Here is a 19,747-nt window from a genome sequence, read left to right on the forward strand (position 1 = left end):
GAAAATAATGTAAATAAATTGTATGGAAAAAAATGTATTTACAAAGCAAAAAAACAGATATACAATTACAATATGGAAGATAATTACAAATATATGAGTTAAAGTTGTTAATGGGGGATGAGTTATGAGTGCTATCTGTGGGCTTATGCATATGGACTTTAAAGCCGAAACTTATGATACAGGAATAGCAATGCTTGAAAAATTTAATATATATAAAGTTGATTCAGTAAGGCACCTAATGATAGACAATGTATTTATGGGATGTGGGATTCAATACATAACTCGCGAATCCAAATATGAAACCTTACCAGCCTATGATCAAAAGAGAGAATTAATAATTACAGCAGATGCTATTATTGATAACCGTAGTGAGTTGCTTAAGGTTTTTAATATTAAGTTAGATTCGTGGAGTAAAACAACAGATAGTGAGCTTATACTTAGAGCTTATGAGATGTGGGGAAAGGATTGTGCAAAATATTTAATTGGTGATTTTGCATTTGTAATATGGGATAAAGTAAAAAACGAGATCTTCTGTGCAAGAGATCATGTAGGAAAAAGAACATTATATTATTATTATGATGGAAATACATTTGCCTTTTCTACTTTGATGAACCCATTGTTTGAGGTACAACAGGATGTGGAACTTAATGATAGATGGATTGCTGATTTTCTTTCAATAGACGGAATACTTCATGAAGTTGAATGTAATGAAACAATATATAAGGGAATTTATCAAGTGCCGCCAGCTACAATTATAACAATTAACAAAAATGGACTATGTAAAGATTTATATTGGGATCCATTGAAAGAAGTTAAACCACTTAGGCTAAAAAAAGATGAAGAGTATGATAAATATTTTAAAAAAGTATTCTTTGAAGCTGTGGATTGTAGATTAAGAAGCAGTGGTGAAGTTGGGATAATGTTAAGTGGAGGGCTAGACTCAGGATCAGTAGGCTGTATAGCAGCTAGAAATCTTGAAAATGAAGGAAAGAGACTAAAGGCTTTCTGCTCTATACCGATGGATAGCTATAAAAATATAAACAACCAGTATTACATGTCAGATGAAAGTGAGTACGTTGAGGAGATTATAAAAGCTTATAACAATATAGATATTACCTATTGTAAAAGTGAAGGAAAAAACTCTTCTACCAATATAGATAGATTTGTATCAATATTAGAACAACCATATAAGACAATAGAGAATTTGTTTTGGAATGATGAGATTTTACAGCGTGCATCTAAAAGTGGATGCAAGGTACTGTTAAGTGGTCAGTATGGCAACTGTACTATATCCTTTGGAGATTTTGTCACCAATGCACTTACTTTATTTAGAGATATGAGATATATAAGATTGTATAAAGAAATTAGAGCATATAGTAGATTGAAAAAAATTCGTAGATACAAGATTGGTAAAGCGTTAATAAAGGTATTTACACCATATAATATTAGGAAATTATTAAGTTCAAAAAATGAAGGTTATGATAATTATGCAGATGTTCCAGCAAATAGAGAATTAATTAAGAAGTGGAACGTAGATAAGAGACTTAGTGAGCTTAAACTTAATGAATATCCACAGAGGTATTATGACCTATATGAAACCAGAAAGAGTATAGTTAACCCAATAGCTTTTTCACATATAGGTGCTATGGAGACGAAACTATCCTTATCACATGGAATTATCGAGAGGGATCCAACTAGGGACAAGCGTGTAATTGAGTTTTGCTTAAGCTTGCCTACAGAGCAGTTTTATAATGATGGCCAAGACAGGAATCTCATAAGGAGAGGAATGAAGGGAATTCTTCCAGACAAAATAAGACTTAATAGAACTAGGAGAGGACTTCAGAGTGCAGATTGGATTGAAAGACTAAATGATTCATGGAAAAGTATCAAAGAGCAGTTAGATGAATATTTACAGCTTCCTGAAATTAAGAATTATATAGATGTAGAAAAAGTTAAACTTAAGTTATCTACTATTGATAGTTTATCTGGAGATGAAAAATGGTTTTCAATACGTCTCATACTGGAGGCATTAGTATTCTCGTATTTTCTATTAGGTTTTAAAGAAGAAAAAGCTAAAGAGATAATTAGAAGAGAAACAGCAGCAACAAAATAGGATCTTATTAAAGTAATAGTGCTAGTAGCTTAGATCTAAAACTTATAAATTTGTTTAGATATAAGTTATATATATACAATAGGTTTCTAATGTATATTGTCAAAAGTTAACCACAACTTTTGAATACACTACAATTGAAAGGGGGACATGCTATGTCAAAGAAGAATTGGAACATTCCAAAATTATTCGAATTAGGAGTAGAAAACACAGAAGCTGCTACATTTGAAAGTAAGAATCATGATGGTTTATGGGTTAATGTAAGTTATGAAGGTTCAACATTTCCAGTAGAAAAGCACTCCTAATCATCTTTAAAGAAAAATCAAAAATATTACAAAAAGCATAATTGCCTTTTGTAATATTTTGGTTTAATAGGTTCTCTAAATAAGAGTATATTCTATTTATGATATTTTATAGTATGGAGATGTCTTATGAATATAGAAAAGAAAAATCTAAAATACCATTACAGAGTTTATGGGTTAACTGTTGAGTCAGAAGTGTTACTTTCTGAATTGATGGTTGCAGGAGAAAATGAATTAGAAAAGATTGATGTTAACATTAATTATGGAATAATGCCTGACTACATAAGAGATGCAGTGGTTCAGGAAGAGAATTATAGACTTAAAAAGAATGAAATGTGGTTTTCAATAAAAGAGGTAGCTAATTATTACATATATGATGGGAATTCCATAATTGTGGAACCATGTGTTGATGCAGACCCGGCACAAGTAAAAGCATTTTTATTAGGATCTGCTTTGGGGTTATTGTTAATTCAAAGAAACATCGTTGCAATACACGGTGGAACTATATTGATACATGGACAAGCTGTTATATTTACTGGGGATACAGGAGCCGGAAAGTCAACAATGACTGCTGTTTTTAGAGAACGAGGATATTACTTCATGGCAGATGATGTATCTGTTATTGGAGAATTTAAAAGTTTTAATCATGCTATATACCCTGGGTATCCTCAACAGAAATTATGTAGAGACGCAATTAAGTTAATGGGGTATGATCCAGACAGTTTTGTTAAAATCGATGATGATAGAGAAAAGCATATTATTCCTGTAAGGAGCAGCTTTGTAAGCGAACCTTGTACATTAGGGGCAATATTTGAATTATCAAAATGGGAAGGTGCTAATGTAGAAATTGAAGAGGTAACAGGAAGTGAAAAAATCATTACTTTAATGAAAAACTTATATAGGATAGAAGCAACTCATTTTGTAGGATTAAACCGTGAATATTTTAGGAAGTGTGTTGAGATTGCGAAGGACATACCTATATATAGGATAAAGAGGCCAAATGACAAATATACAGTTGATGAGCTAGTGGATATCGTATTAAAAGCTATGGATAAGAAAGAGGATAAAAGTAGTGTAAGTTATATTGGAAAAGGGGGTTGAATTTATGCAAGAGATAATTAATTTAAACACCACGGTAGGAAAGATATATGACATAGATGTTACAGACTTAAATGGAGAAAAGGTAATGATGAACTTAGAAAGTGGACAATATTTTGTTCTAAATGATGTTGGAAGTAGAATATGGGAGCTTATTGAAGCGCCTATAACTGTGAATGAAGTTATAAATAAATTATTAGATGAATATGATGTTGATTATAAAAGCTGCGAGGAAGCAGTTATAGCTTTTTTGACAAGGATGAATTATGCGGAACTTATTAAAATTAGCTAAAAAAACAAGGAGATTCTTTAGAATGAGCTGGGGGGAAAAGTTTTTATTCTTTGAAGCTTTTATATTAACAGGGATCTCTAGAATGGCAATTCTATATATACCATTTAAGAGAGTTAAAAGGTATATGGGTAGCTATAACGTTGAATCACCCTTTGAAGTTGAAAATAGTGTATATGAAACTACTAAAAAGGTAAAGTGTGCAGTATTAAGGGCTAGTAAATATACACCATGGGAGAGTAAGTGTCTAGTGCAAGCATTAACTGTTCAAAGAATGCTTAAAAAGAGAAAGATATCAAGTACAATTTACTTAGGTGTAAATAAAGATAAGGGAGATAAAATGCAAGCTCATGCATGGTGTAGAGTTGGAGAATTAACTATTACAGGTGGAGAACTTAAACAATACTTTACTCAAGTAGCTAAATTTTCTAATTAAATATCAAACAGTAAATATTTTATATTTAAATATTTAAATTTAATAAGGGGGATGAAAATGATGAAAAAATGGAGTGATCCGCAAATATGGCAATTAGGTATTGAAAATACAGCAGGTATCGGTAATGAAGAATATCCTGATCCGAATAACCCTCCAACAACACAGCATCCTGATTGGGTTTGGTGTTTTAAACATGCTAGATGGCATCCAAAAAATCATTCTTAATAGTAAACGGAGAGGTGAGCTTTTATGCTCACCTCTTTTACTTGGTATCATTTCACGAAATGATATCTGATTAAAGCTGATCAAAACTTGATATCTGATTAGTTTTATTATAATATTTATGCTGGTATGTTTAAGTAATTTAAAATGAGGAGCTCAAAATGAAAGGCGCATTAATACTTTTACTTGTAATATTTAATATTCCTGTCTATAAAACTATATATAAAACCTTCTTAGCAGAAGTAATGGAGATAGATAAAACTGATAGGATAGAAGGATTACAACTTAAACAGGAATTTTATAATAAGTCTTATGGTGATATGAAATTTAGTTTGTTTATATTTCTTTGTGTATTAGCTATAATGTTTGAATTTTTTATTATAGAAGGAACAATCTCATTCATAATATTTAACTAAAATATTGTGAATTTAAAAAAACATAAAGACATTAAGATTCGCTAATAAGTTCAGTATTTTAATTTTGTTACATAATTATACAAAAGTAAAGGCTGCTGGTAAATTATCAGCAGTCTGAGGTAAAATACAATGATAAATAAAGATGAGCAGGCATCAAGCCTACTCATCTTGAGTCAGATTTCACTTCGTGAAATGACAGCAAATCAGCGTGTTTTACCTTGTTCAATTTTTTCAGCTAATTCATTAAGATAAATCCATCTTTCCATCTTTTCTTCTAATTGCTTTTCAACATCTTCTTTTTCTGCCAATAATTCCTGTAAAAGAGTATAGTCAGTAGTTGTCTCACTAATTTTCTGCTCAAGTTGTTCTATTTTATCTTCAAGTCCAGAAATGACTGTATCTATTTCGTCATATTCTTTTTGTTCTTTATATGAAAACTTTAAAGGTCTTTCTTTCTTTTTTTCTGAATCATTTTTATTTACAACTTCTTTGGTTTTATCTTCTTTTTTATTAGAAGAAATAGTGGTTTCAATATTTTTACTGTTCTCTTTATAGTCTGAGTAGTTTCCTGTATACTGTGTGATTCTACCATTTCCCTCAAAGGCGAATATTTTTTCAGTTATTCTATCTAAGAAATATCTATCGTGGGACACTGTGATAACTGGACCTTGGAAATCATCAAGATAATCTTCTAAGATAGTAAGGGTTTCAATATCTAAATCATTAGTTGGTTCATCTAGAAACAGTACATTCGGAGATTCCATAAGAACTCTAAGAAGATAAAGTCTTCTCTTTTCTCCACCAGAAAGTTTTGCTATAGGGGTCCACTGTACAGCAGGTAGGAATAAGAATCTCTCTAGCATTTGAGAGGCACTTATTTTTTGACCATCTGCAGTAGTCAAGAATTCTGCCCCTTCTCTTATATATTCTATAACTCTTAAGTTATCATCCATGTGATAAGTTTCCTGTGAGTATAAACCAATCTTTACAGTTTCCCCAACCTCAATATTACCACTATCAGGCTTTATCTTATCGCACATAATATTTAGAAGAGTGGACTTTCCTTTTCCATTAGGTCCTACTATACCTATTCTGTCATTTCTGAGGAGGATATAGCTGAAATTATCTATTAACTTTTGGTTACCAAAGGATTTACTTATATGCTCTAATTCAATTACTTTTTTACCAAGACGGCTTCCAGCTACTGATATTTCCATTTTTTCATCAGATGTTTTTATATTCTGTTCACTTAGTTGTTCAAATCTATCTATTCTAGCTTTCTGTTTTGTGGTTCGTGCCTTTGCACCTCTTCTAATCCAAGCTAATTCTTTCTTAAATAGACTCTGTCTCTTTTTTTCATTAGCTGCTTCAATGTTTTCTCTTTCCAGTTTCTTTTCTAAAAAGTCGCTGTAGTTACCTTGATATGTATAAAGTTTTCCTTGATCCAACTCAACAATTTCATTTACCACTCTGTCCAAAAAGTATCTATCATGGGTAATCATAAGAAGAGCACCTTTTCTTTTATTAAGATATTGCTCTAACCAATCTATAGTATCATTATCGAGATGGTTTGTTGGCTCATCTAAAATAAGTAAATCTGAAGGATTTATTAGAGCTGCTGCTAAAGCAATTCTCTTCCTTTGTCCTCCAGATAAAACTCCTACTTTGGCAGTAAAATCTGAAATACCTAGCTTTGTAAGTATAGCTTTTGCTTCACTTTCTATATTCCAAGCATTCATTGTATCCATTTGGTGAGTAAGTGTCATGATTTTTTCATTTGATATGTCAGGATTCTGCATAACTTCTTCGTATTCTCTTATTAACTTCATAACAGGAGAATTACCTTTAAAAACTTGATTTAATACTGTAGCTTCAGGATCAAAATAAGGACTTTGAGAAAGGTATTCTATCCTAACTGAGTTTCCTATGATTATTCGTCCTTCATCTACTTGCTCAACTCCTGCAAAAACTTTTAATAGTGTAGACTTACCAGTACCATTTATCCCTATAATTCCTATTTTGTCTCCCTCGTTTATTCCAAGGTTTATATTATTAAACAATTGTTTTTCACTATAACTTTTAGATATATTTTCTGCACTTAAAAGATTCATAATGGTTCCTTTCTACGATATACTTGTTTTTTTATTTTCTCTCATTTCACAAAGTGAAATGTAGCTAAAAGAAATAGGTTGGATACCTATTTACTTTTATTTCTTTATATCATATAGGGGGAAAAAGAGCAAATTTTTTAGCAATTAATGAATTTTTTATTATATTAAAGAATAAGAAAAGTAGTGTAATAAACTCATGTAACTGATTCTTTATATCCTTTGAGAATATATTATTGAGGTGATATTATGTATATAGAGAAGAAACCTATTAAAAGGTCAAAGATTAGAAGTATATTAGGAAAGAAGTACTATATTTATAGGAGATATCTTCAGTGGTGTATAACAGGTAAGAAATTTGCAAAGAATTTAAGTAGTAAAAAGTTAGAGCACAAGATTTTTGAACACAATACTCCGCTTTTAAGGAAACTTAAAAATGTAGAGATGTGGATGCAGTATAATAAGATAACTAACTTGAAGATAGCTGCAGAAAAAATAAATGGAATTTTGATTAGGCCAGGAGAAACTTTTTCTTACTGGAAACTTATAGGCAAGCCTACCTATAAAAAGGGATACTTAGATGGCATGGTACTTTGTCCTGATGGAACTTTTAAGCCTGGAGTAGGGGGCGGTCTTTGTCAGTTGTCCAATTTAATTTATTGGATGACACTTCACACACCATTAACTGTTATAGAAAGATATAGGCACAGCCATGATGTATTTCCCGATGTAAATAGAACTCAACCCTTTGGAAGTGGTGCTACCTGTGTATATAATTATTTTGATCTCCAAATATATAATCCAACGAAAGATATTTATCAACTTAATGTACACTTAACTGATTCAGATTTAGTTGGAGAATGGAGAAGTACAAACCCCTTACTCTATAGGTGTGAGATTTATGAAAAAGATCACTCAATGACACCTAGCTATTGGGGGGGATATATAAGGAACAACAAAATATATAGGAAGGTTTATAACCTTCAAAATGAGCTTATAGATGATCAGTTCATTACAGAAAATCATGCAATTATGGTTTATAATCCATTCATTGAAAGTAATATGGGATAAATAAGATTATTAAAGAAAGTATAGGATTGATAAGTGGAGTTATAAGTATATGTATAAAAGAAATAATAAGTATAATAAAATTTATACACATCGAACCTATTAAAGATACACAACTTCAATCTTTAACGAATTTTAGATAAATAACACTGAAAGGGCATCGAACTCTTTCAGCTTTAGTCAGTTTTTCGTTGTGAAATCACAGCAAATAAAAGAACAAATGAGCAAATATTAATTAATTGGGGGGGATAATATGGAACCACTACTATGTAAAGGTGATGTAGTAGCATTAATCAGCTGTTCTGATGGGATAAAGCAAAAGAATAGTAAAATGGTAGATGATATTATTGAAGTAATGATTGCTATGGGACTTCAAGTAAGACTAGCTTCAACAGTTTTTAAAAAAGAGAGCACCTTTATCAGTACAGGAGAGAATAGAGCTAAAGAACTTATGAATCTTTTTAATGACAATCAGGTAAAAGTAATTTTTGATGTTTCTGGGGGAGATGAAGCTAATCAGATATTGCCGTTTTTAGATTTTGAAGCCATAAAAACTAAGGCTAAGCCATATTTCGGGCATAGTGATTTATCAGTGATTTTGAATTCGCTGTATTCCCAAAGTGGAATTTATTCGTATCATTATAATATTAGAAATTTAATAAGGGAGTTCTCAAAGGAGCAGGAAGAGTATTTTAAGTCTTCTTTTTTTGAAGGAGAGGATGACATATATAATTTTGACTATAACTTTTTAAGGGGAGAATCTATAGAAGGTGAAGTTATAGGGGGAAACCTAAGATGCTTTTTAAAGCTTGCAGGAACAAAATATCTTCCTGATCCTGATGGTAAAATTCTATTTTTAGAAAGCTTAGGTGGTGGAATAAGTAGGGCAACCTCATATTTTGAGCAGCTTATTCAAATGGGATATTTGGAAAGACTGTCAGGAATACTACTTGGAACATTTACTCAAGTTGAAAAAGATGATTATACTGAGGAGTTATATAGTTATTTATTAAGAAGGACAGAAGAACTTGATATTCCAATGGTAGTTACAGAGGAACTTGGACATGGCAGTGCTAGTAAGTGTATAGTAGTAGGACGGACGTTGACATTGGAAAGATTAGTAGATTGATATATAGCTTTACTTAGACACAAAGTGTAAATTTAAAGATAGTAGAGATTTATATCATCTACTATTTTTTTATTAAACGTAATCTAAAAAACTTATTATATATATTTGTATATTTTTAATTTAAAATTATAAGTAAGATGTATAAAACAACTTTATAACTGAATTTATTAAGGCTGTAAGTTGCCTACATTTATTAGATTTTATAAACAAATTAAAAGTATATTTGAGGAGTGATTTAAATGAAAGGCAAAATATTGTTAGTAGAAGATGAAAAAAAGTTAAGAGAAGTAATAAAGTTATATTTGACGAAAGAAGGATATGAGGTAGTATGTGCGGAAGATGGTCAAGTGGGTGAGAATTTAATTGAAAGTGAAGGTTTTTCTTTAGTTATCCTTGATGTTATGATGCCTAAGAAAGATGGATGGTCATTATTAAGAAAGATAAAGAGCAATAATAGTGAAACACCTGTTATTCTTACTACTGCGAGAGGGGAAGAAGAGGATAGAGTTTTTGGACTAGAACTTGGTGCAGATGATTATATGGTAAAACCTTTAAGTATGCGAGAACTTGTATTAAGAGTTAATTTAAGAATTAAAAGTAAACCTGTTAAGGAAGCAGAACTTATCTTTGGAGAATTGGTTATAGAAGAGCAAAAAAGATCTGTAATAGAAAAAGAAAAGGAAGTAATACTCACACCTAAGGAATTTGACTTAATGATATTCTTTGCTAAAAATCCAAACATTGTATTTAAAAGAGAGCATTTATTAGATAAAGTTTGGGGATTCGATTTCGCAGGAGATACTAGGACTGTGGATACTCATATAAAAAATCTTAGAGAAAAAATTAATTATTTTAGTGAAAATTTAAAGACAGTATGGGGAGTAGGTTATAAGTTTGAGAGGTAATTATGGATAGAATTACAAAAAAGTTATTAAGATATTTTTTTCTTATCACAATAATAGTTATTAGTATATGCCTTTTCCTTTCTACTATATTGTTATCAAAGCTATACTTAAGTCAACAGTATAAACAGCTAGAGGAAACAAGTTATGAGATTTATGATTCCTATAAAAATAATAGAAATATAGAAGTTTTAAACGTATCTGCGGTATTAGTAAAAGGCAATTCAGTAATGTCATTTGGACCAGGTAAAATGATGAATCTGAGAATGATTGATTTCAATGAATTAAAAGAAAAAGATGAATTTATAAATCATCAAGGGCAGAAATTTATTAGCTATAAGTATTCATCAGAGATAGGAGATATTGTTGTTTTTAAAAATTATCAAGATTCTAATGCTTTTATGAAGGTGGTTTATATTGTACTAAGTATAGTTTTTATTTTTTCTATAATATTAACAATACCTATGGCATTGTACTTGGGAAATAAGTTTACGAGACCAATAATAAGTATCCAAAAGGCTTCAGAAGATATTGCAGGAGAAAATTTTGATGTAAAACTAGCTATAGATACAAGAGATGAAATTGAGGATCTTGCAGAAAGCATTAATTTAATGGCTAATCAATTAAAGCATAAGTATAAGCTCCAAAGAGATTTTATTGCTAATGTTAGCCATGATTTTAAAACACCTCTAAGTATCATAAGAAATTACAGCGAGGCTATTAAGGATGGTATAGTAGAGGAGAAACAGTGCAAGGTATTTAGTGAGGAAATAATTGATGAAGTAGATAGACTTAATAATTTAGTTTCTCAAATCATGCAGCTTTCAAAGCTTAAAGATAATAAAAATATTATGGAGATTAAATTTTTTAATTTAATTGATTTCGTTGAAGAAGCGTATAATAAATTCTCTATGCTAGTAAAGAGTATGAATATAAAGTTTAATCTTATAATAGAAGAGGATTTAAAGAAAAAAAATTTACTTATAAATGGAGATGGAGATTATCTATATAGAGTTTTGTATAATTTCATAGATAATGCTATTAAATATTCACCAAAGGGCGGAATAGTAAAACTTAAGGTTGGTAGTTATGATGATGGTATTAAAGTATCTATTAAGGATGAAGGCCAAGGTATTTCTAATGAGATTGTAGAAGATATATGGGATAGATACTATAAACATAACAGCAGTGGAGGTATGGGATTAGGATTAGCTATCTCAAAGGAGATTTTAATAAAGCATGGTTTTCTATATGGTGTGGAAAGTGAAGATGGACAGGGAACAGAGTTTTACTTTATTGTTCCTAAAAATAAATTTAGTATATCTAATCAATAATCTTTACAATTCCATCACAAATTCTCCAATACTTCTTTAAAAAGAGGGTTTATTATTAAATTGTAAGATAAACATAGAACAAAAAAATAATAAATTATTGGAGGTTGATTTTTATGAAAAAATCATTAATAGCATTAGCAATGGCTGGTGTTCTAGCAATTGGTACAGGAATAGTTGCATTTGCCAGTGAGTCTGATAGTGGAAGTGCACCTTTTGGATTCAGAACAAAGGGTACAACAGGGGTTCAATATGAAATGAGCCAAGGAAAGACCTTTGAGGAAGCTAAGTCAGCTATGCTTCAAAAAAAGTATGAATATATTGATAAGGCTGTTGCAGATGGAAAAATAACAAAAGAAAGAGGAGAAGAACTTAAGGCTCAAATGAAGGAAAATTCAGATGCTTGCACAGAGCCAGGATCAATGAGAGGTAAAGGTAATGGCCTTGGCTTAGGTGGAGGAAGAGGCATGGGATTTGGCCAATGTAATGGTTTGGATACTCAAAACAGTAAGTAAGGATAAATAACATTATTCCTTAATTCAATTATGAAGTTGTGTATTTATAGATTGAGTCAGATTTCACTTTGTGAAGTAACAGTAAATAAAAAGAAGCAAGTTAGTTAGCTTGCTTCTTTTTTTCATAAACAACTTTATAACTGAATTTATAAAGTTGCCTATCTTTAGTAGATTATATTTTTATAAATTTTCTACTCTTTCCTTAAGTTTGGCATCAATGATTTCTTTAGCTACCTTTGGATTTGCCTTTCCTTTAGAAGCCTTCATTAGTTGACCCATTAAGAAACCAGCAGCCTGAGTTTTTCCTGCAGCAAAGTCACTGATGGATTGAGGGTTGTTATCAAGAATTTCATCAACAATTCTCTCAAGCTCAGAAGTATCACTTATCTGAGTTAATCCTTTAGCCTTAACAATCTCTTCTGCACTCTTACCACTTGCAAACATTTCTTCAAAGACTTCTTTACCAGCAGTATTACTTATCTTTCCTTCCTCAATAAGCTTTAAAAGCTCGTATAATCCTTGAGGAGTAACTGGTATACTATCTGAAGAAATTTCTTTTTCTTTTAATAATCTAAGGATGTCACCTAACACCCAGTTTGCCACAGTTTTAGGATTTGCACCAGCAGTTACAGTATCCTCGTAGAAGTGAGCTAGTGCTTTATCGTCAACAATAATATCAACTTCTTTTTCAGAAAGACCGTATAGGTTAATGAATCTTTCCTTTTTAGATGCAGGCATTTCTGGTAAGGTAGATTTTATACTTTCAATTTGCTCATCCTTAATTATGATTGGCACAAGATCTGGCTCAGGGAAATATCTATAGTCGTGAGCATCTTCTTTAGATCTCATAGGCATAGTTTTTCCTTTAGCAGCGTCCCAACGTCTAGTTTCTTGTTTAATTTTGAACTCTTCTCCAAAAGCATAAAGCTCTCTTTGACGCTTTTCTTCCTTTTCAAGAGCTTTTTGAAGTTCTTTAAAGGAGTTGATGTTTTTAATTTCAACCTTAGTGTTATAAGTTTCTTGGCCTAATCTTCTTATTGATATATTAGCATCACATCTTAAAGAACCTTGTTCCATCCTACAGTCTGAGATTTCACCGTACTCAAGGATAGACTTAAGAGTTTTAACAAAAGCAACAGCTTCTTCAGGTGAGCGCATATCTGGTTCTGATACTATTTCAATTAGAGGAACTCCAACACGGTTGTAGTCAATAAGTGAAACAGGTTCATCTTCTAAATGCACAAGTTTTCCAGCATCTTCTTCTATATGAATTCTATTTAATCTTACCATTCTCTTTGTGCCATCTACATCAAGTTCAACATGACCCCCTTTACATATTGGAAGGTCAAATTGTGATGTTTGGTAGGCCTTAGGAAGGTCAGGATAGAAATAGTTTTTACGATCCATTTTATTAAGTTTATTGATTTCACAGTTTAGTGCCATACCAGCTTTTATTGCTAGGTTTACAACCTCTTCATTAAGAACTGGTAGTGTTCCAGGTAGACCTAAGCATATAGGGCATGTGTTTGCATTAGGTTTAGCACCAAATTCAGTGGAACAGGAACAGAATATTTTAGATTTTGTGTGTAATTCAGCATGTATTTCAAGACCGATTATAGTTTCAAAACTCATGTCTTTTCCTCCCTTCTATAGTTGAGGCAGCTTATCTGTAAGCTTTAGCTCTTGTTCTAAAGCGTATGCTGCTTTTAGTATTTGACTTTCACCAAAGTGAGGTCCTATTAATTGAAGTCCTATTGGAAGTCCTTCTTTGCTAAATCCACAAGGTAGTGAAATAGCAGGAAGTCCAGCAAGGTTAATATTTATTGTATATATATCAGCAAGGTACATTTCTAATGGATTTTCGCTCTTTTCTCCACATTTAAATGGAAGTACTGGAGAAACTGGGCTTAAGATTACGTCATATTTTTCAAAGGCTTCTTTAAATTGTTCCTTAATTTTCTTTTTAAGCTTTTGAGCTCTATTATAGTAAGCATCATAATATCCTGAAGAAAGAGCGTAAGTTCCAAGCATAATTCTTCTCTTAACTTCTTTACCAAATGCTTCAGTTCTACTTTGTTCCATTAAGTCTTCTACACCTTTAAATTCGTCAGGTCTATATCCGTATCTTATTCCATCAAATCTAGCAAGGTTAGAACTAGCTTCAGCAGATGAAATTATATAGTAAGCAGAAAGTCCTTCTTGAGTAATTGGAAGGGACATTTCTTCAACAACAGCACCAAGCTCTTTAAGTTTTTCAATAGAACTTTGTATTGAGGAAGCTATCTCTTCATCAAGTCCGCTTTGGAAGAATTCTTTAGGAACACCTATTTTCATTCCTTTAACGCCATCACCTAAAACACTTAAATAATCTTCTGTTATTTCATGCTTTACTGAAGTTGAATCTAATGGATCTTCTCCTTGAATAACTTCTAGTGTTAAAGCACAATCTTCAACAGTCTTTGAGAATGGGCCTATTTGATCTAAGGATGAACCAAAAGCAATAAGTCCAAATCTTGAAACTAAGCCGTAAGTTGGTTTAAGTCCTACAACTCCACAGAAAGCAGCAGGCTGTCTTATAGAACCACCAGTATCTGATCCAAGAGATAATGGGGCAATTCCAGCACCAACAACAGCAGCAGAACCACCAGAAGAACCACCAGGAACTCTATCTAAATCCCATGGGTTTTTAGTTTTCTTGAATGCTGAATTCTCTGTAGAAGATCCCATAGCGAATTCGTCCATGTTTGCTTTACCAATGATTATGGCATCTTCCTTTAGTAATTTGTTTATAACTGTTGCATTGTAAGGTGGAACAAAATCCGCAAGCATTTTTGAAGCACAGGTAGTTTTGATTCCATCAGTGCAAATATTATCTTTTATAGCTATAGGAATTCCTCCAAACTTTCCAAGAGGCTCACCGTTCTTTACTTTCTCATCTATTTTTCTAGCTTGAGTTAGTGCTTCTTCTTCACATAAAGTGATGTAGCCTTCAACTTTTGGCTCTACATCTCTTATTCTGTTAAATAGGGAAGTAACCACTTCTTCAGCAGTAAATTGTTTATCTAAAATACCTTTTTTTATTTCATGAGCAGTCATTGACTCTATCTTCATCTAAGCCACCACCTATTCAATAATCTTAGGAACCTTAATAGAGGTATCCTTCATTGATTTCACATTGCTAAATAGTTTTTTCTTGTCTTCAAAAACAGTAGTTTCATCCTTACGTAATACAGGTTTTAAGTCTTCAGAATATAAATCAAGATGAATATCACTTAAATCAAATTTGTCGATGGATTCAAAGTGAGTTAATATACCTTGAAATTCTTCTGCAAGTTTCTTTGCTTCATCTTCTGTAAATTTTAATTTTGCAAGTTTTGCAATATAATTTACTTCTTCAACACTAATTCTCATTTTAATTCCTCCTTCTAAGGTTCTAATCTCTTCATATCTCTTGGAAGTAGAGTAGCCTCTCTGATATTTTCAAGGCCTAAAATTTTCATAGTTAATCTTTCAAGACCTATAGCGAATCCACCGTGTGGAGGCATTCCGTATCTAAAGCTGTCTAGGTAGAATGAGAAGTCATCAGGGTTTAATCCAAATTTTTCAATGTTTGACTTTAACATTTCATAATCATGAATTCTTTGACCACCAGTAGTTATTTCTAGTCCTTTAAATATAAGGTCAAAGCTTCTAGTCATACCAGGAAGATTTTCATCAGGCATAGTATACATAGGTCTCTTTGATACTGGGTATTTAGTAAGGAAAATAAAGTCACTATCATAAGTTTCCTTAACGTATTTTGAAAGTATAATTTCACCTTCTGCATCAATGTTACCTACAGGAGATTTTTTGTTGAACTTTTCAAGTAAAAGCTCTTGTGCTTCACTTAAAGGCATTCTTGGAATCTTCACAACCTCTGGAAGAGTAATATTGTAAAGTGCAAGTTCGTCCTTACATGTTTCTCTTAGATGAGCATATAAATAATTGATAAATCCTTCTTCAACGTCCATAATGTCAAACTCATCTTTTATAAAGCCCATTTCTACATCAAGACTCACATATTCATTTAAATGTCTCCATGTGTTATGAAGCTCAGCTCTGTATGCGTGACCAATTTCAAAAACTCTCTCAAAACCTGCACCAACCATCATTTGCTTATAAAACTGAGGGCTTTGTGATAAGAATGCACGTCTATCAAAGTAACTAACTGTAAACATTTCTGATCCGCCTTCAGTACTGGATGATATTATTTTTGGAGTGTGTATTTCTGAAAATCTTAAAGATTTAAGATAGTTTTTAAAAGCTTCAGCAATTTCTTCCTGTACTTTAAATATAGCTCTTACCTTTGGAGCTCTTAGGCTTAAGCTTCTAAAATCCAATTGCTTTTCTAAAGAAGCTTTTTGTTTGTAGCTATTTATTTCAAATGGCAGTTTATCATAGTGTGCCTTACCTAAAACTTTCAATTCCTTAACTTGGATTTCTACTCCTTTTGGAGCTTTTTCATTAATAACTCTTTCTCCACAAGCTTCTATGCTCATCTCTAATCTAAGATTTTCTCTAAGTTCTTTATCTATAACAAGCTGAACTATACCAGTCTTATCTCTAAGATGAATAAATGTTATTTGACCAAGGTCGTGGATTTTATGAATCCATCCTCTAACCATTAAATTAGATTCTGTACTTTTGTTAACATCACATGCAAAAGTTCTTTCCATTATAATTTTCCTCCCTTTTTCCTTTTCAAGTTTAAAAATAAAAATAAGTCCTAAAATAAAAAATCCGTCCCTATACCTATAATGGTATAAGGACGGAAATAATATCCGTGGTGCCACCTTAATTAGCGAAATATCTATTTTAGGTGCGGATGAATAATAAAAAAACCATTTCTATACTTTCGTATAGGAACGGTAATATCCGCGGTGCCATCCTAAATTAGCTTTCGCTCACTCAAATTGGTACGTAACAGTATTTAACTATCCATACCTAGTCATTTTATCGGTTGACAACCGGTTAAGCCTACTCTTTACATTTCGGTTAACGTCTCAGAGGTGTTCTTCAATACAGGCATCATATTGGGCTTCCATCGTCCCCAACTCGCTTTAAATCTACGTTGTATTTACTCTCCTCGTCATTGACTTCCAACAGTAATTTTGTCATTGATATTATATGATTAACATTTAAAAAAGTCAACCAAATTAATTAATATTTTATAACCTGAACATATTCTAGCAACTTTCATAAAAAAAATCAATAGAAAAAGATGGTTTTTGTTATTGATCCTTCACTATCATATCATAAAGTGAAATTTGACAATAGTGAAGGGTTTTGATGCCTATTAAATTTTATTTTTATGATTGTATAGCTATATTTAACAAATGGCTTAAGAATAGGATATTTAATGGTATAAGGTATTTATGGCAAAAAGTTCAGATTAAGAATAAAATAAAGTAGCACCTGTAGAACAGAAAGAAGGAGGATATACTTATGAAAAAACCTCTTATAGGAATTTTAGGAAATTTGCTATTAGTTGAAAATGGAGTTTTTGCAGGTATGGAAAGATCTTATGTAAATAATGACTATATTGAATCAGTTAAAAATGCTGGGGGAGTGCCAATAATAATTCCTCCACTAGAGTGTATTGACGTAATAAAAGCTCAAATAAATATTTTAGACGGAGTTATCATATCTGGTGGATATGATATAAATCCATTGTTTTATGGAGATGAACCAAGAGAAAAACTGGGTCATGTTCATCCACTAGTTGATGAATTTACTGTAAAAGCAATAAAAGTAGCAGTACAGTTAGGTAAACCTATTTTAGGAATATGTAAGGGGATACAGATATTAAATGTAGCTTTTGGTGGAACATTATATCAGGATATATCCTATATGCCCGGTGCGTTTGTTAAGCATTCTCAGAATGTTGAAAGACATGCAGCAACTCATTCAATTGAAGTAGAGAAGGGGAGTAAACTGTATCAAATCACTCAAGGAGATATTCAGGTAAACAGTTTTCATCATGAGGTTTTGAAGGATGTGGCACAGGGATTTAAGGTTACAGCAAGGGCAAAGGATGGGGTTGTTGAGGCTATAGAGAAAGAAGGGGAAATCTTTGTTATGGGTGTTCAATGGCATCCAGAGATGATGGCAGCCACCAATGAAAAGATGATGAAGTTGTTTGAAAGATTTATAGATGAAGCCGGTGGTAAATTATAAATATTAATATATAGAATGAGATAAAAGTAGCTTATTCTGCAAGTTTATTAATTGTTCATTAATTTTATATTTAAAAAGACCAGTATTGAATGTTATAGATATACAACTTCATAACTGAACTTATAATTCCTGAAAAAGCATTGCATGTCGAGGCTATTTTCAGGAATTGTTTAAAGACTGAAGTTGTTTCTCTTTATTAATAGCTCAATATTGGTCTTTATTACTAAATTTTACACTTGATTAAGTGGTGTAGCTAAAATTTTAGTTATAAAATATAGGTTCATTTATATAGAACTACTTATTTAGTTAGATCATCTATTTTACAGTTAATCTCTTTAACTATTTCATTGATTTTGTCAAAATTCATTGAAGATATATAAATTTTTTCTAAATCATCATGTAATGATTTGGCTTTAGCAAGGAAAGAAGTACCTTCACTGATAGCTACTTTGTATCTTGAGACAATAGACTTCAATTCTTCTGAATACTTTTCGTCTGTTCCCTGAGTAATTAATTCGCTGTACATATCTATAATTTCATCAGAATCTCTAGAAGGGAAATATTCATGAGGGGCTGTAGAGTCAAAAATACATACATCTAATTCTCTAAGTATAACCATATCTAAACTATTAGGGTCAAAGCCACAATGATAAACTTCTACATCAAAACCTCTTTCTTCAGCTCTTTTTGCCAACTTTTTAAGTAGAGTTGATTTTCCAGAGCCAGGTCTACCTTTTATAAAATATCTTTTCGATACACTAGAAGTTAAGTTTTCAACAAAATCTCTAGCTCCTTTTGGTGTTGAACCTCCCATAAGACGATGTTTAATAATAGGTGATTTTATTAAACTGTGATTCTGTAATAATGTATTTATTATTTCTTCTGTTAATTTATCAGCTTTTGCAAAGTCCATATTAGCAATATATATTTTTTCCCATTCATCATGAATAGTTAAGGCTTTTTCAAAAAGAGAATATGCTTGTTTATAGCATTCATTAATAAGTTGCTTTATATCAATAATAGTATTTTTATAGTCCTTTAAATATTCTGAGTTCCAGGCTACACCTAAGTTAACATAATCTTCAATTGCGCCAGGTGCTTTAGGCTCTATAACATGTGGAGCAGTGCCATCTACTACACCAACTTTAAGTTTAGGAATTATAACTCCATCTAATGAATTATTATCTGATGAACAATGAATAAATTCTATATCGTATCCTTTATTTACCCATATTTCACCAATTTTTTTTATAAGTGATGATTTTCCTGTGCCAGGTCCACCTTTTAATATAAATATTTTATCTAGACCCTGAAGACTTGACTCAAATAAGTCATAAAAACCTTTTGCTGTATTTCCACATGTATAATAGTTTATAATTTTATTGTTCATTATAATCTCTCCTTAAATGTTTTATTTAAAGCTATAATATCTAATATATGAAGAAAAATTTTTTTTGTTAAATATTTCCTGAACAAGCTAAAAGACCAGTGTTGAGATATCGATATAATTCTCAATACTGGTCTTTTTGAATATAAAATAAATGTATAATTTATAAACTTGTAGAACGAGCTACTTTTATCTTAGCCTCTTTATTTACTTCTAAA

Annotated in this window: 19 protein-coding genes and 1 other annotated feature; of the genes, 13 read left to right on the forward strand and 6 right to left on the reverse strand. The window is 31.5% G+C overall.

Going from position 1 to position 19,747, the window contains the following annotated elements:
• The first annotated feature begins 124 nt into the window (after window positions 1-124).
• The 7 genes from CPJCM30710_RS00255 to CPJCM30710_RS00285 all read left to right on the forward strand — a co-directional run bounded on the left by CPJCM30710_RS00255 (window position 125) and on the right by CPJCM30710_RS00285 (window position 4,873).
• Complete coding sequence (locus tag CPJCM30710_RS00255; RefSeq protein ID WP_212902153.1) at window positions 125-2,113, forward strand: asparagine synthase-related protein; 1,989 nt, start codon at window positions 125-127, stop codon at window positions 2,111-2,113.
• 152 nt (window positions 2,114-2,265) lie between these two features.
• Window positions 2,266-2,415: a hypothetical protein gene (locus tag CPJCM30710_RS00260; RefSeq protein WP_212902154.1), complete on the forward strand. Its 150-nt coding sequence runs from the start codon at window positions 2,266-2,268 to the stop codon at window positions 2,413-2,415.
• A gap of 126 nt (window positions 2,416-2,541) precedes the next feature.
• Window positions 2,542-3,513, forward strand: coding sequence for a hypothetical protein (locus CPJCM30710_RS00265; RefSeq protein ID WP_212902155.1), 972 nt, complete (start codon window positions 2,542-2,544; stop codon window positions 3,511-3,513).
• Between the two features lie 4 nt (window positions 3,514-3,517).
• Window positions 3,518-3,802, forward strand: a complete 285-nt coding sequence (locus CPJCM30710_RS00270; RefSeq protein WP_212902156.1) for a lasso peptide biosynthesis PqqD family chaperone — start codon at window positions 3,518-3,520, stop codon at window positions 3,800-3,802.
• A 22-nt stretch (window positions 3,803-3,824) separates the two neighbouring features.
• Window positions 3,825-4,235 carry a lasso peptide biosynthesis B2 protein gene (locus CPJCM30710_RS00275; RefSeq protein WP_212902157.1) on the forward strand — a complete coding sequence of 137 codons (411 nt, stop codon included), beginning with the start codon at window positions 3,825-3,827 and terminating at the stop codon, window positions 4,233-4,235.
• Window positions 4,236-4,292: 57 nt separating this feature from the next.
• A complete protein-coding gene (locus tag CPJCM30710_RS00280) occupies window positions 4,293-4,460 on the forward strand; it encodes a hypothetical protein (RefSeq protein ID WP_212902158.1) in 168 nt (55 codons plus the stop codon).
• A 158-nt stretch (window positions 4,461-4,618) separates the two neighbouring features.
• Complete coding sequence (locus CPJCM30710_RS00285) at window positions 4,619-4,873, forward strand: hypothetical protein (RefSeq protein WP_212902159.1); 255 nt, start codon at window positions 4,619-4,621, stop codon at window positions 4,871-4,873.
• Between the two features lie 203 nt (window positions 4,874-5,076).
• On the opposite strand, the gene CPJCM30710_RS00290 is transcribed toward CPJCM30710_RS00285, so the two are convergent.
• The gene (locus CPJCM30710_RS00290) at window positions 5,077-6,984 is read right to left on the reverse strand and encodes an ABC-F family ATP-binding cassette domain-containing protein (RefSeq protein ID WP_212902160.1); all 1,908 of its coding nucleotides are present in this window, start codon (window positions 6,982-6,984) and stop codon (window positions 5,077-5,079) included.
• A gap of 246 nt (window positions 6,985-7,230) precedes the next feature.
• Here CPJCM30710_RS00290 and CPJCM30710_RS00295 point away from each other — a divergent pair, with 246 nt between their 5' ends.
• The 5 genes from CPJCM30710_RS00295 (at window position 7,231) to CPJCM30710_RS00315 (ending at window position 11,926) form a co-directional block, all read left to right on the forward strand.
• Complete coding sequence (locus tag CPJCM30710_RS00295; RefSeq protein WP_212902161.1) at window positions 7,231-8,052, forward strand: VanW family protein; 822 nt, start codon at window positions 7,231-7,233, stop codon at window positions 8,050-8,052.
• Between the two features lie 250 nt (window positions 8,053-8,302).
• A complete protein-coding gene (locus CPJCM30710_RS00300; protein ID WP_212902162.1) occupies window positions 8,303-9,178 on the forward strand; it encodes a S66 peptidase family protein in 876 nt (291 codons plus the stop codon).
• Between the two features lie 239 nt (window positions 9,179-9,417).
• On the forward strand, window positions 9,418-10,083 hold the full coding sequence (locus CPJCM30710_RS00305; RefSeq protein ID WP_212902163.1) for a response regulator transcription factor: 666 nt from the start codon (window positions 9,418-9,420) through the stop codon (window positions 10,081-10,083).
• Window positions 10,084-10,085: 2 nt separating this feature from the next.
• Window positions 10,086-11,414, forward strand: coding sequence for a sensor histidine kinase (locus tag CPJCM30710_RS00310; RefSeq protein ID WP_212902164.1), 1,329 nt, complete (start codon window positions 10,086-10,088; stop codon window positions 11,412-11,414).
• A gap of 113 nt (window positions 11,415-11,527) precedes the next feature.
• A complete protein-coding gene (locus tag CPJCM30710_RS00315) occupies window positions 11,528-11,926 on the forward strand; it encodes a DUF2680 domain-containing protein (protein WP_212902165.1) in 399 nt (132 codons plus the stop codon).
• 180 nt (window positions 11,927-12,106) lie between these two features.
• On the opposite strand, the gene gatB is transcribed toward CPJCM30710_RS00315, so the two are convergent.
• The 4 genes from gatB to aspS are packed head-to-tail and all read right to left on the reverse strand — an operon-like array spanning window position 12,107 to window position 16,641.
• Window positions 12,107-13,558: an Asp-tRNA(Asn)/Glu-tRNA(Gln) amidotransferase subunit GatB gene (gene gatB, locus CPJCM30710_RS00320; protein ID WP_212902166.1), complete on the reverse strand. Its 1,452-nt coding sequence runs from the start codon at window positions 13,556-13,558 to the stop codon at window positions 12,107-12,109.
• A gap of 15 nt (window positions 13,559-13,573) precedes the next feature.
• Window positions 13,574-15,037 carry an Asp-tRNA(Asn)/Glu-tRNA(Gln) amidotransferase subunit GatA gene (gatA, locus tag CPJCM30710_RS00325; protein ID WP_212902167.1) on the reverse strand — a complete coding sequence of 488 codons (1,464 nt, stop codon included), beginning with the start codon at window positions 15,035-15,037 and terminating at the stop codon, window positions 13,574-13,576.
• Between the two features lie 12 nt (window positions 15,038-15,049).
• Entirely contained in the window at window positions 15,050-15,337 is a 288-nt protein-coding gene (gatC, locus tag CPJCM30710_RS00330; protein WP_212902168.1) for an Asp-tRNA(Asn)/Glu-tRNA(Gln) amidotransferase subunit GatC, read from the reverse strand.
• A 14-nt stretch (window positions 15,338-15,351) separates the two neighbouring features.
• Entirely contained in the window at window positions 15,352-16,641 is a 1,290-nt protein-coding gene (gene aspS / locus CPJCM30710_RS00335) for an aspartate--tRNA(Asn) ligase (RefSeq protein WP_212902169.1), read from the reverse strand.
• Window positions 16,642-16,726: 85 nt separating this feature from the next.
• Window positions 16,727-17,067: a binding site (T-box leader), on the reverse strand.
• A 343-nt stretch (window positions 17,068-17,410) separates the two neighbouring features.
• On the opposite strand from aspS, the gene CPJCM30710_RS00340 reads away from it, so the two are divergent.
• Window positions 17,411-18,142 (forward strand): gamma-glutamyl-gamma-aminobutyrate hydrolase family protein, encoded by a 732-nt coding sequence (locus CPJCM30710_RS00340; RefSeq protein ID WP_212902170.1) that lies wholly within the window; start codon window positions 17,411-17,413, stop codon window positions 18,140-18,142.
• A gap of 298 nt (window positions 18,143-18,440) precedes the next feature.
• Here the strand turns inward: CPJCM30710_RS00340 and CPJCM30710_RS00345 are convergent, their stop codons facing one another.
• Window positions 18,441-19,532 carry a PRK06851 family protein gene (locus CPJCM30710_RS00345; protein ID WP_212902171.1) on the reverse strand — a complete coding sequence of 364 codons (1,092 nt, stop codon included), beginning with the start codon at window positions 19,530-19,532 and terminating at the stop codon, window positions 18,441-18,443.
• Window positions 19,533-19,747 lie beyond the last annotated feature (215 nt).

The organism is Clostridium polyendosporum, assembly GCF_018332455.1.
Taxonomy (GTDB): Bacteria; Bacillota; Clostridia; order Clostridiales; family Clostridiaceae; genus Clostridium_AY; species Clostridium_AY polyendosporum.